At 32.8% G+C, this 24,401-nt stretch carries 23 protein-coding genes; 3 read left to right on the top strand and 20 right to left on the bottom strand.

The window, feature by feature from the left end:
* Window positions 1-19: 19 nt before the first annotated feature.
* The 8 genes from dltD to AST02_RS12045 all read right to left on the bottom strand — a co-directional run bounded on the left by dltD (window position 20) and on the right by AST02_RS12045 (window position 6,849).
* Window positions 20-1,165, bottom strand: a complete 1,146-nt coding sequence (gene dltD, locus AST02_RS12080; RefSeq protein WP_069817987.1) for a D-alanyl-lipoteichoic acid biosynthesis protein DltD — start codon at window positions 1,163-1,165, stop codon at window positions 20-22.
* On the bottom strand, window positions 1,162-1,398 hold the full coding sequence (gene dltC / locus AST02_RS12075; RefSeq protein WP_057512747.1) for a D-alanine--poly(phosphoribitol) ligase subunit 2: 237 nt from the start codon (window positions 1,396-1,398) through the stop codon (window positions 1,162-1,164). Before dltC ends, dltD begins: the two co-directional genes overlap by 4 nt.
* Before the next feature lie 18 nt (window positions 1,399-1,416).
* Window positions 1,417-2,631: a D-alanyl-lipoteichoic acid biosynthesis protein DltB gene (gene dltB / locus AST02_RS12070; RefSeq protein ID WP_069817986.1), complete on the bottom strand. Its 1,215-nt coding sequence runs from the start codon at window positions 2,629-2,631 to the stop codon at window positions 1,417-1,419.
* The gene (gene dltA / locus AST02_RS12065; protein WP_069817985.1) at window positions 2,631-4,091 is read right to left on the bottom strand and encodes a D-alanine--poly(phosphoribitol) ligase subunit DltA; all 1,461 of its coding nucleotides are present in this window, start codon (window positions 4,089-4,091) and stop codon (window positions 2,631-2,633) included. Before dltA ends, dltB begins: the two co-directional genes overlap by 1 nt.
* A 14-nt stretch (window positions 4,092-4,105) precedes the next feature.
* Complete coding sequence (locus AST02_RS12060) at window positions 4,106-4,252, bottom strand: teichoic acid D-Ala incorporation-associated protein DltX (protein WP_069817984.1); 147 nt, start codon at window positions 4,250-4,252, stop codon at window positions 4,106-4,108.
* A gap of 409 nt (window positions 4,253-4,661) precedes the next feature.
* Window positions 4,662-5,621, bottom strand: coding sequence for a 2-hydroxyacid dehydrogenase (locus tag AST02_RS12055; RefSeq protein ID WP_069817983.1), 960 nt, complete (start codon window positions 5,619-5,621; stop codon window positions 4,662-4,664).
* 10 nt (window positions 5,622-5,631) lie between these two features.
* Entirely contained in the window at window positions 5,632-6,411 is a 780-nt protein-coding gene (locus AST02_RS12050; protein WP_069817982.1) for a TIGR01457 family HAD-type hydrolase, read from the bottom strand.
* 6 nt (window positions 6,412-6,417) lie between these two features.
* Entirely contained in the window at window positions 6,418-6,849 is a 432-nt protein-coding gene (locus tag AST02_RS12045) for a DUF86 domain-containing protein (protein ID WP_069817981.1), read from the bottom strand.
* A gap of 148 nt (window positions 6,850-6,997) precedes the next feature.
* Between AST02_RS12045 and AST02_RS12040 the strand changes: the two genes are divergently transcribed.
* Window positions 6,998-7,264: a DUF3055 domain-containing protein gene (locus tag AST02_RS12040; protein WP_002508165.1), complete on the top strand. Its 267-nt coding sequence runs from the start codon at window positions 6,998-7,000 to the stop codon at window positions 7,262-7,264.
* Between the two features lie 221 nt (window positions 7,265-7,485).
* Here AST02_RS12040 and AST02_RS12035 read toward each other — a convergent pair whose 3' ends face one another.
* The 12 genes from AST02_RS12035 to sufC all read right to left on the bottom strand — a co-directional run bounded on the left by AST02_RS12035 (window position 7,486) and on the right by sufC (window position 21,187).
* Window positions 7,486-7,869 carry a YutD family protein gene (locus AST02_RS12035; RefSeq protein WP_069817980.1) on the bottom strand — a complete coding sequence of 128 codons (384 nt, stop codon included), beginning with the start codon at window positions 7,867-7,869 and terminating at the stop codon, window positions 7,486-7,488.
* Between the two features lie 166 nt (window positions 7,870-8,035).
* Window positions 8,036-8,965, bottom strand: coding sequence for a lipoyl synthase (lipA, locus tag AST02_RS12030; RefSeq protein ID WP_069817979.1), 930 nt, complete (start codon window positions 8,963-8,965; stop codon window positions 8,036-8,038).
* Window positions 8,966-9,046: 81 nt separating this feature from the next.
* On the bottom strand, window positions 9,047-10,366 hold the full coding sequence (locus AST02_RS12025; RefSeq protein WP_069817978.1) for a bifunctional metallophosphatase/5'-nucleotidase: 1,320 nt from the start codon (window positions 10,364-10,366) through the stop codon (window positions 9,047-9,049).
* A gap of 22 nt (window positions 10,367-10,388) precedes the next feature.
* Window positions 10,389-11,213, bottom strand: coding sequence for a sulfite exporter TauE/SafE family protein (locus AST02_RS12020; RefSeq protein WP_069817977.1), 825 nt, complete (start codon window positions 11,211-11,213; stop codon window positions 10,389-10,391).
* Between the two features lie 10 nt (window positions 11,214-11,223).
* Window positions 11,224-12,072 (bottom strand): DUF72 domain-containing protein, encoded by an 849-nt coding sequence (locus AST02_RS12015; protein ID WP_069817976.1) that lies wholly within the window; start codon window positions 12,070-12,072, stop codon window positions 11,224-11,226.
* A gap of 214 nt (window positions 12,073-12,286) precedes the next feature.
* On the bottom strand, window positions 12,287-13,354 hold the full coding sequence (locus tag AST02_RS12010; RefSeq protein WP_069817975.1) for an NAD(P)H-dependent flavin oxidoreductase: 1,068 nt from the start codon (window positions 13,352-13,354) through the stop codon (window positions 12,287-12,289).
* Window positions 13,355-13,419: 65 nt separating this feature from the next.
* The gene (locus tag AST02_RS12005; protein ID WP_069817974.1) at window positions 13,420-14,439 is read right to left on the bottom strand and encodes a hemolysin family protein; all 1,020 of its coding nucleotides are present in this window, start codon (window positions 14,437-14,439) and stop codon (window positions 13,420-13,422) included.
* Between the two features lie 1,167 nt (window positions 14,440-15,606).
* Window positions 15,607-17,004, bottom strand: a complete 1,398-nt coding sequence (sufB, locus tag AST02_RS11995; RefSeq protein WP_069817972.1) for a Fe-S cluster assembly protein SufB — start codon at window positions 17,002-17,004, stop codon at window positions 15,607-15,609.
* A 177-nt stretch (window positions 17,005-17,181) separates the two neighbouring features.
* Complete coding sequence (gene sufU, locus AST02_RS11990; protein ID WP_069817971.1) at window positions 17,182-17,631, bottom strand: Fe-S cluster assembly sulfur transfer protein SufU; 450 nt, start codon at window positions 17,629-17,631, stop codon at window positions 17,182-17,184.
* Window positions 17,621-18,859 (bottom strand): cysteine desulfurase, encoded by a 1,239-nt coding sequence (locus AST02_RS11985; protein WP_069818051.1) that lies wholly within the window; start codon window positions 18,857-18,859, stop codon window positions 17,621-17,623. The genes sufU and AST02_RS11985 overlap by 11 nt, the downstream gene beginning before the upstream one ends.
* Window positions 18,860-19,015: 156 nt before the next feature.
* Window positions 19,016-20,323, bottom strand: coding sequence for a Fe-S cluster assembly protein SufD (gene sufD / locus AST02_RS11980; protein WP_069817970.1), 1,308 nt, complete (start codon window positions 20,321-20,323; stop codon window positions 19,016-19,018).
* 105 nt (window positions 20,324-20,428) lie between these two features.
* Complete coding sequence (gene sufC, locus AST02_RS11975; protein ID WP_069817969.1) at window positions 20,429-21,187, bottom strand: Fe-S cluster assembly ATPase SufC; 759 nt, start codon at window positions 21,185-21,187, stop codon at window positions 20,429-20,431.
* A 364-nt stretch (window positions 21,188-21,551) separates the two neighbouring features.
* On the opposite strand from sufC, the gene AST02_RS11970 reads away from it, so the two are divergent.
* Window positions 21,552-22,397 carry a DUF368 domain-containing protein gene (locus AST02_RS11970; protein ID WP_069817968.1) on the top strand — a complete coding sequence of 282 codons (846 nt, stop codon included), beginning with the start codon at window positions 21,552-21,554 and terminating at the stop codon, window positions 22,395-22,397.
* A 210-nt stretch (window positions 22,398-22,607) separates the two neighbouring features.
* Window positions 22,608-23,636 carry a hemolysin family protein gene (locus AST02_RS11965; protein WP_069817967.1) on the top strand — a complete coding sequence of 343 codons (1,029 nt, stop codon included), beginning with the start codon at window positions 22,608-22,610 and terminating at the stop codon, window positions 23,634-23,636.
* Window positions 23,637-24,401 lie beyond the last annotated feature (765 nt).

The raw sequence follows: 24,401 nt of genomic DNA, 5'->3' as shown, positions 1-24,401 counted from the left end.
TTGTTAATAAATCGCTAAATTATTCTTGTAAGTGTTGATTAATTCTTTCGCTTATATACACCCAGCCTTTCCAGCCAATATGTACTGCATCACTTACAACATATGGTTCATAATCTTTATCTGACATATCATAAACCTCCCCGCCATGTTCTACAATTGTTTGGTTGATTTTTTTATAGATGCCTTGTCTTCTGTGTTTATCAATACCAATATAATCATACCATTTACCATTAGATGGTATGATTATATATTCAACATCAGCACCAGCTTCGTTTAGTGTATCTACTAACAATGCTAAATCATTAAACTCAGGCGAGTTAATATTGAACTCATAATCTCTATTTATTTTACGTTTATGGCTTTTAATTAAATCCCAATATTCATCTCTAATACCAAACTCATTTGATTTTGTTCGTGCTTCTCCATATTTTTCTGCTTGCTGTTGAATATCTTCCCATGACTGGTCTTCTTGAGTTACAGGTTTAACTTGCGCTAATGGAGAGGAAGTTAACGGAAACATAGCTTTTATTAATTCAATTTTTTTAAATTGATTATCTTTGAAAGATGAAATATAAGCATCATTAACATTTGTGGGTTGTTGCGCTACTTTTTCCAAGTACGACTTATTTTCAGCATCTTTAAACTGTAACAACCTTTTAGCAAATCGTTGTTTAAGTTCAGGGCTTAAATTATTTTGTTTAAACAGTTGATTTAACTGCGCTTTAGAAATACGTGCTTTAAAATTTTCAGAGGTTAAACCATTATTAGTAAACCATTGTGGTGATACAATAAAGGCCATTTTTTTACCTTTAAGATTATCATATTGCGAACCAAGTTCTACTGCGTTAACTAAATCTGTTGAACCACCCGTTCCAATTAAAAATGGTTTGCCAGAAATATTTTTATCATTGTTTATTAATATAGCTGGGTTAAAAGGATCATCTTTTTCAAGTTCACTCGAACCGTAAATTGGATAATATGCATCAGATTCATACATTTTATCTTGAATTAACGTTCCTTTTAACACTTGATCTGATAATGATATACGTTGTGCTTCTAACGTTTTTGAATTGACCAATCCTGTAAACCAATTCACTGGTATAGCTAAGAAAATCCCAAACAATATAAGACTTACGATAATTGGTATAAATGGCTTTAATTTCATCTTAATTCTTCTAAAACCGCTACAATTTTATTTGGTGTTTCCCATTCGTCTCTATCAAAATCCATGATTGAAACCTCAATATCTAATTTGTTTTGTATTTCTAGTAAAAGCCCCACTGTTTGAAATGAGTCTATTATACCTTCTTCAAATAACTCAACATCTGGATTCTCTTTAACAATACTATTTTCAGCTACTTCTTCTAATAAATCTAAAACTTGCTCTCTAAATTCCATGAAAATTCCTCCTATTTTTTAAAACAGTTTTCCAGAAAATATCAGAAAACCAAATGTCACAAAATGAAATGTGATAACGATACTTAACATTGTGGTAAATTGATTTTGCCATCGTGGTGGGTGGTTTTTCCGCCACTTTTCATAATAACCGTAGCCAATAAAGAGTGCCGCATGATACAAACCATATAAAATATAATGAAATTCAATACCATGCCACACACCCATGATTAAAAAGTTAAGTGAGAACGCAATATTCGACATCGTAAATTGGCTTTTCAATAATTTTTTCTTTGACATAAAGAATAAGGCCCTCATATATATACAATCTCTAAACCAAAACGATAAAGACATATGCCATCTATTCCAAAAATCCTTAATATTTTTAGCTTTAAAAGGTTGCTTAAAGTTTTGAGGCGTTTGTATGCCATACAAATAACTAAATGCAATTGCAAACAACGAATAGCCTGCAAAATCAAAAAACAAATATAAACTATAGGCATACATATACAACCATTTTGCAGAAAAGCTCGTAAAATCTAACATAAGTGGATTGATTGCATACATTTGGATTAAGTAAGCAATAATATATTTATACAAAAATCCTAGCATTATAAAATGAATTGCTTTAACTAATAGTTCACGATAACGCTCACTATTAGTTACCTTATTATCATCTTTTACAAATCGTTTATATCGATCAATAGGCCCTGATGAAATGGTTGGAAAGAATGAAATAAATTGTATGACTTTCCAACTTTTTATTTCTTTAATTGAGCCGTCACGTATTTCCATCAATAATTGAACACTTTTAAAAGTTACATATGAAATACCTAAAAATCCTATGAACTCTATAACTTTATTTTCATGAAGTTTCATCTGTGCAGTTCCAAACCAAGAACTTTGCATCACTTTCACAATAATTAACGGTAATATAGATAATGTGATTACCATAAAAAATTTGTTGAATGTATTATTTTTAGCTCTAGATTTCCAATAATACATAATAATTACGACTTGCCAAATCGTATAAAGCACAAAATTTATAACCTGAACACTTAAATAATCCTGTCCAAATAAATTGTGCTTTTCAGATGAGAAAATAAGTACAATCATTATCGCAGTACTCACACCATTATATATACGACTTCTTTTACCCATAAGACCAAGAATAATGACCGGTATTAATACTATAATTGCTATGAGAAAAAACATAAATGTGCCATATGGAATCATTACATTACATCCTCAGCAATCTTTTTACGATCTAATTTACCATTTACTGTTAGAGGCAATTTATCTTGGAATATAACTTTCCTTGGTATCATATATTCTGGTATATGCTGTTTTAATTCATATTTGATGCCATGAATTGCTTCTTGTTCATTTTCAACACGGTCCGCTTCATTTACTACGATTACCGCATTTAAATGTATAACTTTATTACCTTTGTATATTGGCACTACTATAGCTTCCTTGATACATGCTATTTGGCGTAATTGAAATTCTATTTCTTCTAATTCCATTCTGTAACCATTTAATTTAATTTGAAAATCTATGCGACCATTAATAAACCACTGGTTATCTCTTAATTCTGCCTTGTCACCAGTGTAGTAATGTTTTTTATTATTATTTATTTTAAAAACTTCATTAGAACGTGCCTCATCTTTGACGTATCCTTCGCTTACACACTTTCCAGAAATAACAAGCTCGCCTTTATCTGTAAGTGATAAAGATGTACCTGGTCTTGGCACTCCTACCGGTAAAGGATTATATTGCTTAATTATCGCTTCAGTAATCAATATGCTTGTAACAGCTACAGTTGCTTCTGTAGGACCATATGTGTTGTATATATAAGCAGATGGAAAACGCTGTAATAACATTTCGGCAGTTCTATGCGTCAAAATTTCACCACAAAAGAAAAATTCTTTTAAACTTGTGTATGTTGTCTCAGATAAATTAGGTAGCATTAAACACATCTCCATAAAGGATGGCGTTGAAACCCATATATTTATGTTTGAGTGCTCCAGCATTTCATTTAATAGTTTAGGTTTATTAATCATCGTTTTATCTACTAAATTTAATGTGCCTGCGGTAGCGATACATGGATACACTGCCATTACTGATAAATCAAATGAAAATGGTGCTTGATTCAACCATTGTTGCTTATAACCTAATGCATTAAGGTCAACCATCCATTCAGTGAATTCTTTTAAACTTTCGTAGCTTATTTGAACTCCTTTAGGCTCACCTGTTGAGCCAGATGTGAATATCGTATAAGCAATATCCTCACCTACCATTTTAGAATCAAATTGTTTCATGTTTAATGTACTTATTATCATACTGTGATCTATCACATCAATTTTCTTTATATTTATATCATTGTCAGTTGTATTGAATATAAATTGACCTTCTATTTTTTCAATAATGGACTGAATACGATCTTTAGGGATAGATGTATCAAGCGGTACATAACCACAACCTGCTTTAATACTTGCTATCATGCCGACAATCATAAATGGAGACATGTGGCCATATAAAATGAGCGGTCGCTTCGAATCTTTAATAATGTCAGCGAGTATATTTGAATATTGGTTTAATTCACGATACGTCAAACTTTCATTATTATGTTGAATTGCTTTATGATCTGGGTGATTTTGGGCATTTTCAATTAGTGAATGTATAATATCTTTCATGCTTCTCTCCTCTATTAAAATTCATTATAAATAAAGTTGTTATGAGTATCGCCAGTACCATATATGAGATACAACGCTATAAAAATAGCAAAATAAAGCAGCGTTATGAGCCAGGGTTTTAACTTATGAAATAATAAATCTTGTTCTATTTTTTTACTCATTGTTCACCTCTTCTGTTTTAATTCAGACTACACTATAATCAAATTATGTAATAAATAAAATTTTATTAACCTAAGCAATTTACATTGCTTTAACATTTTACTAATATATTATACATTTTTTACCACTGTTTGACAATTGAATAAACAAATTTATATATAACAAAAATGTTATATTGAATGACGCATAAAAAGAGAGGAATTAATTTTTATTAAATATTGATATAACAAAATGAGCCTCATTAAAAATTAATGTTCTGTTATTTTATGTATTTAAACTTACGAATGTTCATCGTTTATTAAATATGAGTATTTATTACCTCATTTTTATAATCAATTCAAATTTGAGCAAAAAAACTGCTAACAAAGTCATTGACTTTGTTAGCAGTTCTGAAAAACATATAATTTAATTTTATGAAATCGGTGTTTTAGCATTTTTATGACTTAACACTAAGCGTATATTATCAACGCAGAGTTGAATCATACGATTTCTCGTTACTACAGATGCACTACCAATATGTGGTAAGATGACTGCATTTTTCATTGATAACAATGGATGCGTCATTTCAATCGGTTCTTGACGTAAGACATCCAAGCCACATGCAGCAATTTCTCCATCTTGTAAAGCATTGACAAGTGCTTGCTCATCCACAACTGCGCCTCGTCCAATGTTAATGAATATTGCATCATTTTTCATCTTTTTAAATGCAGCAGTATCAAATTTATTTCTTGTATCTTCAGTAAGTGGTGCTGTACAAATAATAAAATCACTATGCTCAAGCAATGTATCAAACGGCACGTATAAAGCGCCTAACGCTTCTTCAGCGTCTTTATGTCGTGATCTATTGTGATACATAATATTTGCATTGAATCCTTTCAAGCGTCTCGCAAAGGCTTTACCGATATCACCCATGCCGTAGATACCCACCTTAGCATTATATAAATCTTTACCTGCCAAAAGATATGGTCCCCAACTTTGCCATTCACCTTTTTGTACGTATTGTTCCGCTTCAACAATGCGTCTTGCCACGGTCAACATCAAAGTGAAGCCTAGTTCTGCTGTTGTCTCAGTTAACACGCCAGGCGTATTCGTAACAACTATCCCTTTACTTTGTACAAGTTGCACATCTATATTATCAAAACCAACTGCCATATTTGCAATCACTTTCAAATGAGGTGCTGCTTCTATAACTTCTTCGTCAATTTTTTCACTTAAAGTTATAAGACAAGCAGTTGCATCCTTTAAAGAGGCCAAAAATTTATCTCTTGGCATTGGTGTATAAGATTCATTCCAAACTTCTACATCCGCAAGTGTTTCTAATTGTTCTATAAATGACTTAGGTATTTTTCTACTAACGACTATTTTATTCATACAATCACCCCTACATTTTGAGTTCTTTGATCACTTCATTCAAATCTTTAAACGTATAAGTCGGAGGTATTTCTTTTAGCACGATTTGTTCCTTAGTTGTGACGCCAGTTTGTACATGTATCGTATCAATGTCCACATTAATCCCTGAAAGAATATCCGTATCATATAAATCTCCAACCATAGCTACTTCTGAGCGCTCTAAATCTAAAATTTCTAATGCTTTTTTCATAATAATAGGTTCAGGTTTACCGATAAATGTCGGTTGAACACCTGTAGATACTGTTACAACACTTGTAATAGCTCCGTTACCTGGTAAAAAACCTCGTTCTTTAGGTATCGATACATCTTGATTCGTTGATATAAATTTTGCACCATTGCGTACGCCTAATGTTGCAGTGGTTAATTTTTCATATGTCACTGCTTCATCTAATCCAATTACTACGTAATCAACAAACTCATCGTCTTTCAATATTAATCCATGACTAGTGAGTGCTTTTTCAAGGCCGCTACCACCTAACATATAAACAGTAGCACCTGGTGATGCTTCTGAAATGTATTCAGCAGTTGCAAGTGCTGAAGTAACTACTTCCTCAGCCTTCGCATCTACACCCATTGTATGTAATTTAGAAGCTACTTCTTCTGGTTCTTTCGTAGAATTGTTCGTTACATATAAGTGTGGAATTTGTTGTTGGTTTAGATATTCTATAAATTGCGTTGCACCATCAATCGTTTCATTACCTTTATACATCGTGCCATCTAAATCAATAAGATAAGCTTTGTAATTTTTCATTAATACTTACTCTCCTTTTTTACCAAAAGCTGTAACTGGCACATCTTCACTTTTTAGAAAACGTATGACTTCTTCAATAAATTGTTGATAATAAGACACCGTCTCATCAAAAAGTGGTATAAGACTGGCCGTATCAAGTTCATCATAATAGTGGACGAATTGCTTTCTTACATCGACCGTTTCATTGATGTGAACTTGTGTGTCTTTAGAAATCACTTTTTCTAATTCTAAAATATCGATAACATCTTTATAGTTACCTGGGTCTCTTAATATAAAGCCATCAATTACCATATTTCCAATATCTACAGCTGACTCTATAAACATTTGTGCAATACGTTCAAACGCATAGTGATTATCTTTATTTTGAGGATAATCTGTAATTAATTGTTGTAAATAATTTAACTTTGTATTCAATTTTTCTTTATTAACAAAATACATCATCGTCACCCCTATCACTCTAATCATACCATACCTTTGCAGTCGAATTCATTTATCGTTATACTGTGAATTAAGACTTTTTAACCATAGAAAATAAATTAACTATTGCATTATATTATAAGTCACACGCTACGAGGAGTGTAATAAAATGATTGATATGTATCTATATGACGACGACGAATCAGCTCAAGTCCAATTTGTCGGTTTTGTAGGCGAACATAGTCGTTACGATTTGATGTTAGTCCAAACCAATCGCCATTTTGGTAAAACTATCGTATTAAATATGCAAACAAATAAATTTGGGATTATCGGCACAGATGATTTAGAAGAAGAAGGTTACATCTCGTACATACTTGGTGTTAATGAAGATGAAGGAAATGAAATCACCGAATATTTAAATGAAGTCATTCAATAGTTATTAACTGTTGGAAAAGTTCATCGTTCTTTTATATCCCTTTTTCATATGAAAGGCCTGAGGAAACAACGCGAGCAACAACTACAGATCCAATCCATATTCCTGAACATGTACAATCAACATATTTTAATATATCAAAAGAACTCATCCGTAAATTTTAACGGATGAGTTCTTTTTAAAATGGGAGATTTAGGTTCTGCTCCCGTTTTATTAATCAATATTTATTTTTCTGTATCTTGAATACTTGGCTTAATCTTTACATCTTGCAATTTATTTTCTTCAAAATCAGGATCAGCCTCTTCAGTTTCATCTACATATGCTTTGAGTTCTTGTTCCGGAATACGTCTCAAGATAAAATATGGGCAACCAAAATTACAGTATTCTAATAAATAATCCTGTATTGTCGAAAAACGTTTGCTCAACTCTGCCTTTTTGTTTTTATCAGTATAAAAACCTTTTAATCTTAATTGTTCGTAACCAAAGTCACCTACAATATAATCATACTTATCTAATATGTCAGAATAACGATTTGCGAATGTTTCCTCGTCAAAACATTCTCTATACTCTTCTATGATTTCAAAGTAGTGTTCATTCACTTTTATCATTTCATTCACCTAATCTAAGTATACTATCCATGCATTCAATGAACACCAAACTGCTATAGTTAGTCTCATGCGATGTATATATACTTTATATTTCTAATAAAGACTTAGTCCATAAAGTGAAGCTAAAATAAGCACACTTAACAAATGAACTAAGTCTTTTTCGCTATTAAATCTTTGTATCAGTACCCAATTTTTCTTCACCAATACGATGTCTTTCTTTTGCTGCTGCATTCACTTGCTCATCTGCATGGTATGAACTTCTTACAAGCGGTCCAGCTTGGCAATGTTTAAAACCTTTATCCATCGCAATTTTTCTTAATTTACCAAATTCTAATGGTGTATAGTATTTTTCAACTTTTAAATGTTTACGTGAAGGTTGCAAATATTGACCTATTGTTAAGATATCTACATCATTTGCTCGTAAGTCATCCATTGTTTCATAGATTTCTTCATGTGTTTCACCTAAACCTACCATTAAACTTGATTTAGTCGGAATATCGGGTTGTAACTCTTTTGAGCGTCTTAAGAACTCTAACGTACGATCATACGTTGCTCTTGCACGAACTGTCGGCGTTAATCGGCGGACTGTCTCAATATTGTGGTTTAAAATATCTGGTTTTGAATCCATTAAGGTTTCTAATGCTTCAAAATCTCCACCCATATCTGATGGCAAGATTTCTATTGAAGTAAACGGATTACGTTCACGTACCTTACGTACCGTCTCAGCATAAACATTTGAACCAGCGTCTCTTAAATCATCGCGTGCTACTGCTGTTATAACAACATGTTTTAAGTTCATTAATTCAACAGATTCAGCCACGCGTTCTGGCTCATCTAAATCTAACTCGTTAGGTAATCCTGTCTTAACTGCACAGAAACGACAAGCACGTGTACATACTGCACCTAAAATCATAAATGTAGCAGTACGACGTTCTCCCCAACATTCATGTATATTGGGACACTTTGCCTCTTCACAAACTGTATGCAAATTCTTTTCGCGCATCATTTTCTTCAGTCCAGTGTAGTTCTCATTAGTGTTTAGCTTTATTTTCAGCCAATCTGGTTTACGTAAAATTTCTTCGTTTTTAGTAGCCATATCCGCACAATCCTCCTGAGTTTGAAATCTGTAATCATTATAACGAAATTTTCAATAAATTTAAACGTATATTGTTAGTTTTTAAAATTCTAGTAATTTTTCCTTGAAGATATCTCTTAAAAATTCAGGCATTAAGTAATCTATAGCCTCATCTTTTAACATTGGGAAATAACGGCCGAATGTGTACATATCAATTGTTCCTAGAATGTAAGTCGCTTCATCATCGATTTCTTCGCCGTTAATAAAGTAACGTGATTCAGACTCAATAAAACCTAAATTATATAATATATATCCACCAAATATATTACCTCTAAAGCCTAATCCTTGTGCATGCTCATGAATATACTCTTGTTTTTGGCTTTTTATTATAACGTTTTTCAATTCTTGACCACTTAATTTAACTCGTACTGCATTAATTGGATGAGGTAGCATCTGATGAATATCATATTCAGTGACTTGATCAGCAATGACACCTTTAACGATTAATCCAGCATTGATAATCGTACAGTCAGCATTCGTAAATTCAAATATACTTTCAGCTAGCATATGCGATGTTTGTGTAATAACATCTGTTCTACGTGGTAGCTCTATTTGTCGATCGATAATAGGATCACTTAAAAGCGCCTTGCCTTCCGCTTCAAAATTTGTTTCAACTTCAGGCAAAGTTTCGACTGGATATATCGTAGCTTCTTTTTTAACGACTTGTTTGTTTTCAATTTCAAGGGTAACTTCACCTAAAAAATTACCGTATTTGCCTGCAGCTGCCATTAATACACCATTATTCATTTCACCATTTTCAAAATAATGATGGGTATGACTACCTAAAATAAGATCAATTTCAGGAATTTCTTGGCATAACTTTTCATCGAAGAAAATACCAACATGACTCATAATAATTAATAAATCATACTCACCTTCATTAGCACTAATTTCATCTTTAATGGCTTCTAAAGGATTGGTTACTACCCAATCAAGTGCTCTATAAAAAGGCGTGAATGGTGCAGTAGCTGCAATAAATAAAATGCGTACACCATCTATCACTTTAATTAAAGATGGTGATATATGATTCGGTAATTGGCCTTGTTCATCAAAAACATTTGCACAAGTCACTTCGAAGTTCGCATCATCATAAAGTGTATTTAAAGCTTCATGTGAAATTGTCATGCCTTCATTATTTCCAATCGTGGCAATATCACACTGTGCCTTATTTAACAATTCAACATTTTTTATACCCATCGTTGCCTCAGTAACTGGCGCAGATAAATCAACATGGTCGCCAATATCTAAATAGAGTGAGGGATGATTTAGTTTCGGTCTATCTTCGGCTAAATATTTTGAAATTCGTGCATATTCATGTAAATGACTATGTATATCATTTGTATGATAAATCGTTAGTTTCATCTATATTTCCCCTCCTCTTACTTTATAGGAATGATTTTATTATTAAATATATACCCATAATTAACATAAATGTACGTAATAAAAAGACTACTGTATCTGATTTTATGGATTGATTCACTTTCACGCCTAGTTTAGCGCCAAAATAACTTGCAATAATTAGAACAATAGCATACGACCATGCTACATGGCCTTGTACAATATGTCCTGCTGAACTCATTATACTTGTGAAAAATATCATCATCATACTTGTACCGACTGCCACATGAGGTGGGAACCTAAATACAATAAGCATTAATGGTGTCATTAATGCACCGCCACCAATGCCGAATAATCCAGTTAAAGTACCAATAAATAGCGTCGCAATAAATGCTACTAGCGGTGGTACACTATAATGATATTTTTTACCAGTACCATCGACATAACTGCGCTCAAATTTGGGTTTATCAAATATTTTAAATGGTTTAATCTTATTTCTTATAATAAGTAAGATGGCTACAATAATTAAGAATATACCGAAATATAAATTAAAAGATTCTAACGTTAAATAGCGACTTAGTAGTGCTCCAATTAAAGAACCAGGCAATAAGCCAAATAAAAATATTGATCCGTTTTTCACATCTACTTGCTTTGTTTTTAAATAACCTAACGTTGAAGTTAAACCCGTCACTATTAAAATAACGGAAGATGTTCCTATAGCGATTTGAGGCGTAATACCTTCTAATAGGTTATTCTCTACCCCAAGATATATCAATGTTGGCACGATAATGATACCGCCACCGATGCCCACAATAGAGCCTAAAACTGCTGATAACCCTCCAATTAAAATCAATAATATAATTGTAAACATGTAATCTCTCCTAGAATAATTTTAATTGTTGCGGTGCTAATCCTTGATAATCTATGCCTAATATTTTTTGATAAGTTTTTGCATTTTGAGCAGCATGGCCACCAGAATTATTATTAAAAACAACATAAATGTTTTTAGCTTTGTGTTCTAATACTTTCACTTTATTTACTAAATCTTTTAATTCTTGTTCATTATAATCATATAAATACCTTACATCTCTCCACGCTTCATCGGTCATGTCTTTTTTAGTCCAGCCGTGAACATTTCTCCCATGATACCTAACAAATGCAGTTTCATGCGTAATGCGATTAACTAACGGAATCGAACCTTGACCTGCTTGCGGTTCATCACACACAGAATGAATTATTTGTTGCTGCGTTAAAAAAGCTAATGTTTCTTCTTTATACGCGTCATTAAACCATGATCGATTACGAAATTCTACACACATAGGAAATGCTTTGAGTTGCTCACGAATATAACGTATATATGTAATATTTTGAACTGTACAATCAAACCATGGTGGAAATTGCACTAATACCATAGCAAGTTTATTTTCGTCTTTTAATGGTTGTAACATCGCTTTAAATTGATCAAATAATGTTTGTCTGGTTTCTGCATAATCATGATAATCAGCATGTAAAGTTAATGCTTGATGTATCTTTACGACAAATTCAAAACGTTCAGGTGTTTCTCTTATCCATTTTCGTATAATTCTTTCAGGTTGAATTGCATAATAAGTAGCATCTAATTCTACTATCGGGAAATGACTTGCATAGGTCACTAGTTTATCTGTCTTTCGTTGCAAGTCTTCATATAATGAATCATGATCGCCCCAACCTGTTAATCCAATATTTATCATAGTATCACCAATGTAATGATACCATATATGTTTTATTGGATTCACTTGATTAAATTTAATTTACTATAACTTTAAAAAGTAAGAAATTGCTATATAATACAGAGTTCACTTAGCCTATTTTACTCATTCCTATATTATAGAAAAACGATTGCTCATAATGTAAGGATACGAGCAATCGTATAGCGTAAGGCATCTATATTATTGATATAACAATTTAACTATTCAATAGTGCTTTTGATTCATTAATTATACGTTGAATTAACAACGTAGCGGAAACATTTTGAGCAAGTCGTGGACTTTGACCGCTCCATAAGTGTGTCCACTGTGCGTCGCCTTTTTGAGCTGCTTTTTTACGAATCGCACTCGTTAACTGGTTTTGAATTGGATAATCTGGTATATCATCGTCATATTCATCCATTTTATGGATAAAATCATTATCAATACCTCGAGCGAACTTTCCAGTGAATACATTAGTGACAACAGTATCTGTTTCTTTACTTTGTTGTATCATATTTTTATATAGTGATGATGCGCCACTTTCTTCAGTAGTTAAAAATGCAGTTCCCATTTGAACTGCTTCTGCACCTAAAACGATACTTGCAACAAGTCCACGACCATCCATAATACCGCCAGATGCAATAATTGGTATATCAATTGCATCAGCAATCTGAGGGACAAGTGACATCGTTCCAATTAATGGCGTCTGATTACTTCCAGTCACAGTAAACGAACCTCGATGACCCCCTGCTTCACTACCTTGTGCAATAATAGCATCTACCCCTGCACTTTCATTAGCAATCGCTTCATCTACAGAAGTTGCAGTACCCACAATGGTTATATCTCTTTCTTTTAATTTTGCAATCGTTGTTTGATCAGGTATACCAAAAGTAAAAGTAACCACCGGCACGCCTTTTTCAATAACAATATCAATCGCATGGTTAAATTGATGTGTTTCATCCATATTCAATACTGGCTCTTCAAGGTTAAACGCACGACGATACGGTTTTAACCAAGCATTCATATGCTCTACCTTGTCTGGAATATATAATTTTTGGCTAGGTACAAACAAATTAACTGCATACGGTAAATCAGTCAGTTGTTGTACATAGGTGATTTCTTTTTCAAGTCTTTCAGGTGTAAAATAACCTGCGCCGATACTTCCCAATCCTCCACTATTACTCACAGTTGCTACTAATTCAGGCGTTGTGTTACCTGCCATGCCTGCTTGCAAAATAGGAAATCTAATACCTAAAATCTCAGTAATTCTAGATGATAATTTCATTTAGCACACCCCTTTTCAACACTTATGTTTAACTGCAAAATAAGTATGAAAGTATTATAAAAATGTTATTTCTTGCTGTATGCTTTCATTTGTTCTTCTATTTTTTCATTTTCTTCTTCATCCATTTCATCTTCGATTTCCATACCTAACATTTCTTCAATAAGATCTTCATAGGATACAATCGCATCTGTGCCACCGTATTCATCTAATACAATCGCCAAATGTTTACGCGATACAGTCATTTTTCTTAACACCCACTCAGCCCTATTATGTTCATTTACAAATAAAGCTTCAGAAGTATATTGTGACATATTGTTATCAGTCTCACGGCTCCACGCTAATAAATATTTAGAATGGAAAATGCCAATAACATTATCTATATCTTTATCATAGACTGGATAGCGGGTATATGGATTTGAAACAACTGTATCATATGCCTCTTTATAGGATACATCTGATGAAAATGCTGTGACATTTATTCGAGGTGTTGTATTAATATCTTTAATTTTCAATTTTTCAAAATCCATAACTCCTTGTATACGGTTACGTTCCATTTCATTAAATGCACCTTCACTACCTGCAATCGAAACCATCTGTCTGATTTCCTCTTTTGAAAATCGTTGCTGGTCTTCATTGCCTTTGGAAAGAAACTTATTTATTGCGTCAGTCATACCATTTAAAACTAACGTTATTGGTTTAAATATAATAATAAAGAATGAAATCGGTGTATAAACTAAACGGGAGATCCTATCAGGGTATGTTGCGGCAACCGATTTGGGGATAACTTCAGATATTACAATAATTGTTACTGTTGTCACTGCTGTTGCAATACTAACACTTATGCCTAAATCTACAGCTAAAATCGTTATTAATGTAGGTAAAACAATATTTGCTATATTGTTACCAATAAGAATGGTGGTAATAAATTGACTTGGTTTAACTAATAATTGTGATAATTTTTTAGACTTTTTATCGCCTTTTTGACCCTCTGTTTGCATCTTCATCCTATTCGCAGCTGTTAATGCGGTTTCACTGCCTGAAAAGAAAAATGAAGCAAACAAAAGTATGATTATCGCTATAATCATATATGCATTACTCCTTTAGTAAAATTTATAATAAAAAAATTTATAAGTTGTACTTTAATTCCCTTCTTTCATAATTTATAAACGTTACAAAAGGATTAGTATTTTGAATCATCTAATTGTGAAGCATTAACTAAATTAAATTTTAAATAAGTTAATTAGCAAATATCATCCTTTAGTACTATTTCTTTTCATATATATATTATGAATTTTATAGCTATGCTAGAATTAAAATAAGCGTGACACTTAGGTACGCTAAATTTGGGAAACTCTTCACAAACTCACTAATAAAAGTGAGTTTTTTAAGCTAACTCTACAAGGAATGTTTTATTTATGGGAAATTTAATGATGTATACGGCTTTTGCCTTTTTCTGTATATTATTCTTAATAATAATTTTCAGTATCCTATTTGATATTAGCAAACTCGGAAAATGGATTATTATTTGTACAGTAATGATACTGCTCTTATCAATTATCGTTTTGTACAGAACAGGTGCAGACCTGCGAAGAGAAAATATCAGTACGCTCCAATACGGCACTAGCCATACATAAAAATAAGTGCCCGACCAATTCATATGGCTGGGCACTTGTTTTCTTATCCTTCTTAAAATTCGTCAAACCATCACTCTATTAATGGTAAAATATTCGAAATATATCTTAACTTCATTCTATTTTTTCAAGAAAATATTTCACGAATAGTATGTTTGATGTATACCTATGCTATAAACTTCCCTTGTTTTTTGAAATTTTGATAGCCCACAAAGTTGTTTCTTCATTAAAGGGGTGTTTTTTATTAAGTATTATATGACATTAGTTTCTGCTTTTGCTACATTAGTCGCCTATTTCATACCTATATTATCTTTTAACAAAGTGTTTAATGGCAACTTATATTTTTACAGCGGCTTTTTTATCATCATAATATTAATTATGATTAATGTCATTTCAGCTATTAATGGTGATCGCATCGTAAATAGCTTACTGTGTTTATTAACACTGGTAGCATTACTTATTTTCACTTTTCCAATATGGAAGATTTTAATTTTCTAAAATTATGCATAAAAAAGCACGAGATGATACGCCTGCTTCGATACCATTTAAAGAATAAATGGTATTGAATTTGTATCTCTCGTGCTTTTATTTTATAAGAAATTGTTGAATCAGTAGCTATGACTAGCCAATTGATCCTTCCATTTCGAATTTGATTAAACGGTTCATTTCAACAGCATATTCCATTGGAAGTTCTTTTGTAAATGGTTCAATGAAGCCCATTACAATCATTTCAGTCGCTTCTTCTTCTGAAATACCACGACTCATTAAATAGAATAATTGTTCTTCTGAAACTTTAGATACTTTTGCTTCATGTTCTAACGAAATATTGTCATTAAATACTTCATTATATGGGATAGTATCTGAAGTAGACTCGTTATCTAAAATTAACGTATCACATTCAATGTTTGAACGTGCGCCTTTTGCTTTACGGCCAAAGTGCACGATACCACGATAAACAACTTTACCGCCATCTTTAGAAATAGATTTAGAAACAATTGTAGAAGATGTGTTTGGCGCTTTGTGAATCATTTTCGCCCCAGCATCTTGTACTTGTCCTTTACCAGCAAATGCGATAGATAATGTACTACCTTTAGCACCTTCGCCTAAAAGTACACAGTTTGGATATTTCATAGTTAACTTAGAACCTAAGTTACCATCAACCCATTCCATATTACCATTCTCATATACTAAAGTACGTTTTGTAACTAAGTTATATACGTTGTTCGCCCAGTTTTGAATCGTTGTATAACGCACATGCGCATCTTTGTGTACAATGATTTCAACAACAGCTGAGTGTAACGAGCTTGTTGAGTATACTGGTGCCGTACAACCTTCTACATAGTTCACAGATGCGCCTTCATCAGCAATGATTAAAGTACGCTCAAATTGACCCATGTTTTCAGAGTTAATACGGAAATAAGCTTGTAAAGGTGTATCTAGTTTAATGTTTTTTGGAACATAAATAAATGATCCACCTGACCAAACAGCTGAGTTTAAGGCTGAGAATTTATTATCTGCAGCAGGTACTACTGTTGAGAAATACTGTCTGAATAAATCTTCGTTTTCTCTTAAAGCACTGTCTGTATCTTTAAAGATGATACCTTGGTCTTCAAGTTCTTTCTCCATGTTGTGGTAAACAACTTCTGATTCATATTGTGCTGAAACACCAGCAAGATATTTTTGCTCAGCTTCAGGAATACCTAATTTATCAAACGTACGTTTAATTTCTTCAGGCACTTCATCCCATGAGCGTTCTGTATTTTCTGATGGTTTAACATAATAAGTGATATCATCAAAGTTTAATTCTGATAAATCCCCACCCCACTGTGGCATAGGCATTTTGTAGAATTGTTTCAATGATTTTAATCTATAATTAAGCATCCATTCAGGTTCACTTTTCATATTCGAAATTTCGCGGACAATATTTTCTGTCAAACCGCGTTCTGATCTAAAAATGGAAACATCTTCGTCGTGGAAACCATATTGATAATTCCCAACATCAGGTGCTTTTTTAGCCATTTAAATCACTCCTTTTATATATTAAAAACGACTTACGTGCAAGTTCATTTATTGTATTATTCTCTTTTAACTGTCTGCTATAAGAATAATGATTTCATCTATATACGTTCATGAAATTTCATGTTGTTCATACTAGTTTGAATGGGATTTTACACAATGTCAATGCTTCAACTCGAATTAGTCTTCTGCATTGCCTTCCTTTTCAACTGTACCCTTTTCTAAGGCTTTCCAAGCTAACGTGGCACATTTAATTCTTGCAGGAAATTGTGAAACACCTTGCAGTGCTTCAATATCTCCCATGTCTTCACTGATTTCATACTCTTCGCCAAGCATCATTTTCGAGAATTCTTGACTCATTTTCATGGCATCAGCTAAAGAGTTGCCTTTAACCGCTTCGGTCATCATTGAGGCGCTAGACATTGAAATAGAACAGCCTTCTCCATCAAATTTAGCATCTTTGATAAAACCATCTTCTATATCAAACGTAAGATGAATACGATCCCCACACGTTGGATTGTTCATGTCTACTGTCATAGAGCCATTATCTAAAGTACCTTTATTTCTAGGGCTTTTGTAATGATCCATAATTACTGAACGATACAACTGATTTAAATTATTAAAATTCATATGAGAAAAACTCCTTCGTTTGTTTCAAGGCTTCAACTAATTGGTCAATATCTTCTGTCGTGTTATAAATATAAAAACTTGCACGGGCTGTAGAAGATTGTTTTAGCCATTTCATTAGTGGTTGAGCACAGTGATGCCCCGCGCGAACAGCTACACCTTCAGTATCAACTGCAGTTGCAACGTCATGCGCATGAACATCAGTCATATTGAAAGTAATGATACCAGCACGACGATCTTTTGCCGGACCATATATCTCTATACCTTCTATCTCTGACATTTTGTCATAAGCGTACTGTGTTAATGTCGCTTCATGTTGATGAATTGCTTCGAACCCTAAATTTTGTAAATATTTTATAGCCTCTGCAAAGCCAATCGCTTGTGCAATAAGTGGTGTACCTGCTTCGAATTTTGTTGGCAAATCTGCCCATGAAGCTTCATATTTATCAACAAAGTCTATCATATCTCCACCAAATTCAACTGGCTCCATGTTATTTAGCAATGTACGTTTACCATATAACACACCAATACCCGTTGGACCAAGCATTTTATGACCACTAAAACTATAAAAATCAGCACCTAAGTCTTGCATATCTATATCCATATGAGGGGCAGCTTGCGCACCATCCACACTGATAATTGCACCATGTTCATGCGCAATTTCGGTAATAGCTTTGATATCATTTATAGTGCCCAATACGTTAGAAACGTGAGCAATCGCAACTATTTTAGTTTTTTCATTAATAGTCGCTTTAACGTCCTCAATCGCTAATTCTCCATCTTCAGTTAACGGAATAAATTTCAATTCTGCTTTTTTACGCTTCGCTAATTGCTGCCAAGGTACAATGTTGGCATGATGTTCCATTTCAGTAACAACAATTTCATCACCTTCAGAAACATTCGCATCGCCATAGCTATGTGCAACAATATTAATCGCTGCTGTCGTGCCACGTGTGAAGATAATTTCTTCAAAATATTTCGCATTTATAAAACGTCTTACCGTTTCACGTGCATTTTCATAGCCATCTGTTGCTAATGAACCCAGTGTATGAACACCACGATGCACATTAGAGTTATATCGTTTGTAGTAATCATCAATCGCATCAATCACTTGGATAGGCGTTTGACTTGTTGCTGTAGAGTCTAGATAAGCTAGTCTATTACCATGTACTTGCTGCTCAAGAATTGGAAAATCTTTTACAATTTCACTAACATTTAATGATTCGGTCAAATTATCCACAGACCTTTCTTAATTAAAAATCTATAATCAGACCTTAGTAAAGTTAGGAAGACTCTTTTAATTCAAATTTAAAATGTATTTAACAAGAATCATTCGCTTTCCTAACACTTGAATTACTACTGTCCTTAACGTAATTAATTTCGTTAATTATTTATTAATTTTAAGTTCAATTACTTCACGTAATTTGCGTTTTACATCTTCAATTGGTAATTCACGAACGACTGGATCTAAGAAACCGTGAATAACTAAACGTTCAGCTTCTCGACGTGAAATACCACGACTCATCAAGTAGTAAAGTTGTTCTGGGTCTACACGGCCTACTGATGCTGCATGTCCTGCTTCTACGTCATCTTCATCTATTAATAGAATTGGGTTCGCATCCCCACGTGCATTTTCAGAAAGCATAAGTACACGTGATTCTTGTTGCGCGTTTGATTTAGTACCGCCATGTTTAATGTAACCAATACCATTAAATATTGTTGAAGCACTTTCTAACATAACGCCGTGTTTTAAAATATAGCCATTTGTTTCTTTACCGTATTGTACGATTTTAGACGTTAAATTGATTTTTTGACTACCCGTACCAATGACAACAGATTTTAATTCACTTTCTGAGCGATCACCAATTAAATTAGTAGTATTATCAATAATTTGACTACCTTCATTCATTAGTCCTAATGCCCAGTTAATTGTTGCGTCTGCTTCTGTCATACCACGACGAATAATGTGACCAGTAAAGCCTTTGTCTAAATAATCTACTGAACCATAAGTGATTTTCGAGTTTGCACCAGCACTTACTTCTGAAACGATGTTAAGTTGGTTACCTTCACCACTTGCATTTGACAAGTAGTTTTCAACATACGTTACTTCTGCACTTTCTTCAGTAGTAATGATAACGTGATTATATAAACTTGCATTAGCATCGTCATGTAAAACAACGTATTGAATTGGATATTCAACCACTACGTTTTTAGGTACATATACAAACATACCACCATTAACAAGCGCTGTGTGTAATGCTGTTAATCTATGTTCATCAACAGTTACTGTGTCATTCATAAAGTATTTTTTCACTAAATCAGGATGATTCTTCAACGCGTCTGATAATCCTTCAATGATTACGCCATCGTTTTTTGCAGAATCAGAAACTTTTGTAAAAGCAAGTGTATTATTATGTTGTATTACTAAGTTCTCAGTATTTTCTACATCAATAATTTCTTTTACTTCTGCAGGTAGGTCTTCTATTGATTCATAAACATTACCTACTGTTTCATGTTGTTTAAATGAATCAAAATCCCATTTGTTAATTTTTGTTTTATCTGGTTTTGGCATTTCTAAAGTTTCAGTTAATTTCAACGCTTCTCTACGTAATTCAGTTAACCAAGAAGGTTCATTATGGGCTTGTGAATATTCAACAAGTTGAGCTTCAGAAATGTTCAAAGTTTCAGTCGTCATACTATTTTTTCCTCCCATTTGATGATTGTATGATTTAATTCATTGGTATAAATCAAAACCTTAAATCTTCATCTAAATTAATGTTTTCATATGATTTGAGACTTATTATTGAGCGTTGAACTCTTCTTTAACCCATTCATAGCCTTCTTCTTCTAAACGTTTTGCTAATTCAGGTCCACCTGAAGTAACTACTTTGCCCGCATACATAACATGTACATGGTCTGGAGTAATGTAGTTTAATAGACGTTGATAGTGAGTGATAATTAATGCACCGAATTCTTCGCCACGCATTAAGTTGATACCTTTAGATACTACTTTTAGAGCATCGATATCTAAACCAGAATCAATTTCATCTAAAATTGCGAATTTTGGTTCTAACATCATTAATTGAAGAATTTCATTACGTTTCTTCTCGCCGCCAGAGAATCCTTCATTTAAATAACGTTGTGCCATATCTTGATCGATATCTAAACGATCCATTTCTTTATCTAATTTTTTGATGAATTGCATCAAATTAATTTCATTACCTTCTCCACGTTTAACATTAATTGCTGAACGTAGAAAATCTGCAGTTGTTACACCAGTGATTTCTGATGGATATTGCATTGCTAAGAAAAGGCCTGCTTTTGCACGTTCGTCAACTTCTAGTTCTAATATGTTAACGCCGTCTAATAAAACTTCACCTTTCGTTACTTCGTAGCTAGGGTGTCCCATGATTGCTGATGATAATGTTGATTTACCAGTACCATTTGGTCCCATTACAACGTGTATTTCGTCTGTGTTAATTGTTAAGTTAACACCTTTAAGAATTTCTTTATCTTCAATAGACACATGTAGGTCCTTAATTTCTAATGTTGATGGCATACATATTCCCTCCGTATTATATGATATGTTTTTCTTATCTAGTTTATAATAATTTTAATCTACAGTCAAAAGACTGAGCCTTTGTTACATCTTCTAATTATAACGTAGTTATATTTGAATATAAACCTTTTCAGGAGCTAAATTAAAATCGTTATTAAAACACAATCATTTTCGATAGGGATTCTTAGGTTTTCGTAACTGATAATAATATCATCGTTGTTCTCAATGCCTATAATCTTTTAAATTAAGAGTCAATGTTCGTTTATATGTGATAAACAATATTTTTTCTGCATTGGTTTTAATATTCTCATGCTCACTTTTATGCTATTATCATTTATATATTTTCAATCAAAAGGAGACTATCATGTCAAAAATAAAATGGTCAAATATTAGTAAAGGGTTTGCTATGGGAACAACTGATTTAGTTCCAGGAGTGAGCGGAGGCACTATTGCCCTCTTACTTGGTATTTATGACGACTTTATTCGTTCTATTAGCGGTCTTTTTTCTAAACGCTTTTGGGAAAGTTTAAAATTTTTAATACCCATCGGTTTAGGAATGGTCCTAGCTATAGGCTTATTAAGCAAAGTTATCAATTACTTACTGAGTGAACACACAGTACCCACAATGTTCTTTTTTGTTGGTTTAATTGCAGGCATCATCCCATATTTATTAAATACTTCTCGCTTTAAACAAACTTTTAATATTAAACACTATTCACTTCTTGTGTTGGGCATCATTATAATTGTTGTCATTACTTTATTAAATAACGGCGACAAGCATGCAGGCGAAACACTAGAGCTTTCAACTGGTCTTTTCATTAAGTATTTTATTGCTGGTGCGTGTGCCTCTAGTGCTATGTTGCTTCCAGGTATATCAGGATCATTTATGTTATTAGTGTTTGGAGTATACGGTACAGTAATGTATGCACTCTCAGAATTTATTTCGCTAAACTTTAATGCCATACCTGTATTAATTTCAGTTGGTTTAGGTGTTATTGCTGGTTTCTTATTTTCCAGTAAAATTATCCAACACTTACTGACTTACCATACTTACTTAACCTACGCATTAATTATTGGTTTCGTAGTAGGTTCACTATACGCCGTATTTCCTGGCCTCCCACATTCTATTTTAATATGGATTATTTCAATCATAACGTTGGTTTGTGGTTTTATTATTAGTTATAAATTAGGACGCACTACAAAAGATTAAAATCGAATATATAAATTTTAAACGCCATCGGTAATGCTCGATGGCGTTTTTAAAGTGCTTTTCCACAAATTTTCCGGCGCACAAAAAATAAATTTAGGTTTTTTAAAATGTGTAAATCTTGAAAGTGGATAACTACACTCATTTTTTATATAATAAACTTTCAATCTTTTTTAGATTGAATCAGAAAATATTGGAGGAATTAATTAATATTTGGGAACCCTTATTAGTTTAATCACGTTTATTATTTTGTTAATACTTACTGCATTCTTTGTCGCTTCAGAGTTCGCAATAGTCAAAGTTCGAACATCGAGAATCCACTCGCTTGCAACAGGTAATAATAAAAATGCACTTTCAGCACAAAAGGTAGTAACACACTTAGATGAATACTTGGCTGCCTGTCAATTAGGTATAACAATTACCGCTCTAGGCATCGGTATGGTCGGCGAATCGACTTTTGAGTTTATGTTACACCCGCTTTTCAGTAGTTTAGGTTTATCAGATTCGATGATACATGTCTTCACTTTAATTGGCGCTTTCGTAATTGCAACCTATTTACACGTTGTAGTCGGCGAAATGGCACCTAAGACAGTTGCGATTCAAAAAGCCGAACAAATTACATTAATCATAGCTAAGCCAATGATCATGTTTTACAAATTATTTTATCCATTTATATATATACTTAATGGTTCAGCGCGATTAATTTTAAAAATGTTTGGTATGCAACCTGCTAAAGAAAGTGAACTCTACCATTCCGAAGAAGAATTAAAATTATTGATTAAAGAAAGTCATGAAGGCGGAGAAATCTCTGAAAATGAATTAACGCATATCAATCGTGCATTTGCTTTTGATGAAATGACGATTAAAGATGGTTATATTGCTCTCGATAAAGTTTCAGTTATTGATATTAAAAGTGATGTAGATGAAACAAAAGCTTATATAAATAATGCGAATTACACAAGATTCCCTGTATTTAGAGATAACCCAACTCAAATTGTTGGTTATCTACATGCCAAGGACTTTTTAAATGATGATTTAACGTCCCTTGAAGATATTACAAATGATATTCTAAAAGTAAGTCTTAATACTAAATATCATCATGTACTAGAGCTGATGAAATCACATCAAATCCACATCGCACTTGTCGAAGATGAAAATCGTAATCCTATTGGTATGATTACCATGGAAAATATTTTAGAAAATATAGTTGGCGACATTAAAGATGAGCATGATTTAGTCTAAATATGTACTTTAATTAAAACAGTATTTCAAACGTAGACAAACCACCGACGAAGTTAAGCAACTTTGTCGGTGGTTTTTTGTAGTTCTTTAAGTACAATCTTATTATTTTATATCTCAGAAGCGCTTAGCTCAGACACGGTTACTGCCTTTCGTATTGGAGTATTATCCAAGCACTATATTAGTCCCATCTGGTCAAACGTCTTGTAAGTATCAAGATAAAAGACGAAAAAATAACCCGGAAGTATATGTCCCATTACTTTTAAATCATTTAATGATATAAAAGCATCCCATAACCTCCGAGCTATTAAATAAAATATCAACAGCGAAAGTGATATTTTAGTGATTCTATATATAATCAATACATAAACCTTCCATTATTATAGAAAGCTTACCATTAATTTGTTAGTTCTCCCATTGAAAATGAAACTGATTTTTTCTCAATCAATCTATTTCCATTCTTTTATTTTACTCACCTGAGATCACTATTTCAAATATATGAGATAAGTATGCATCGCATGTTTCAATTTTTTTATTTCAATTTACTTTATAAATACTTTACACAGCTATAGTTGGTTTCCACATTCTCTTGTGGCTGCTATATTATTTTCAAATCTATCATTACTGTTTTCAAGTTAACCACAACTATATTTTACAGTTTTTTATTTATGCCTTATATTGTCCGAACGTCAAAAGTACATACCCTTGCATTTATATATTTTGATAATCTAATATTAATTTATGATATCCTTAAGCAAAAAGGAGATT

The organism is Staphylococcus equorum (assembly GCF_001747895.1).
GTDB classification, from domain to species: Bacteria; Bacillota; Bacilli; order Staphylococcales; family Staphylococcaceae; genus Staphylococcus; species Staphylococcus equorum_A.
The sequence above is the reverse complement of the archived record's forward strand: the minus strand, read 5'-3'. Positions and strand labels throughout refer to the sequence as shown.